We start from the raw sequence: 678 nt of genomic DNA, 5'->3' as shown, positions 1-678 counted from the left end.
TCTGCTCGTTTCATAGAACTACTCACATCTGTATATGTCACAATTCGTCCTATGTACGTTTTTCAAATTATACACCTATTCTCAGTTCTTGTTCACACAAATCTAGTTCAATCTTTGTCTCATAAATCCTACTTTTCGTCTTTTTTGTTTGGCCTGTTTTCTATTGCTGGATACTATTCTCTAATGCCTTTTTTTTTTTTTCGGGCCGCGGCTTTCGTTTCGGTAGTAGGCTTCATTGATCGCACCGGGAAGTAAGGCGAGCGCATTGCGTCGAGGCCCGCGGCCACTGCGATGTGGTCCAGTTCGGCACGCAGCGCAGCGAGTTGCTCCAAAATCTGAAGCGACGCGCGCCTCGCTGGATCAATCCACGAGACGAGACCCGAATCGTGCAGGCGGTGATCAACTCGGGTGCTGAGGCCGTACAGGGCCTCAATGTCGGCGGCGAGGAGGTGATGGTCGAATCTGCTGTTCATACCCTGTTCTCGTGGAAATGGTCTCGGAAGGTGAAGCGGGTGAAGCGTGTTGAAGCGCGCATCCTTCTATTGCTACCTGCGCTTTCTCTCGTGCAACCCACAATGGAAAAGTGCGCGTGTCAGCGCGTGTCGGGGTCGCCGACATGGCGGACCCGGAGTCCGGCGTAACAGCGGACCTGACGACCCTGGCGCCGAGGCTGCGTTG

1 protein-coding gene is annotated in these 678 nt (G+C 53.2%); it reads right to left on the bottom strand.

Going from position 1 to position 678, the window contains the following annotated elements; translation table 11 throughout:
• Nucleotides 1-173: 173 nt before the first annotated feature.
• Entirely contained in the window at nucleotides 174-473 is a 300-nt protein-coding gene (locus tag CSC65_RS16070) for a hypothetical protein (protein ID WP_162411594.1), read from the bottom strand.
• Nucleotides 474-678 lie beyond the last annotated feature (205 nt).

This window comes from Pseudoxanthomonas daejeonensis, from assembly GCF_010093205.1.
Taxonomy (GTDB): domain Bacteria; phylum Pseudomonadota; class Gammaproteobacteria; order Xanthomonadales; family Xanthomonadaceae; genus Pseudoxanthomonas; species Pseudoxanthomonas daejeonensis.
The sequence above is the reverse complement of the archived record's forward strand: the minus strand, read 5'-3'. Positions and strand labels throughout refer to the sequence as shown.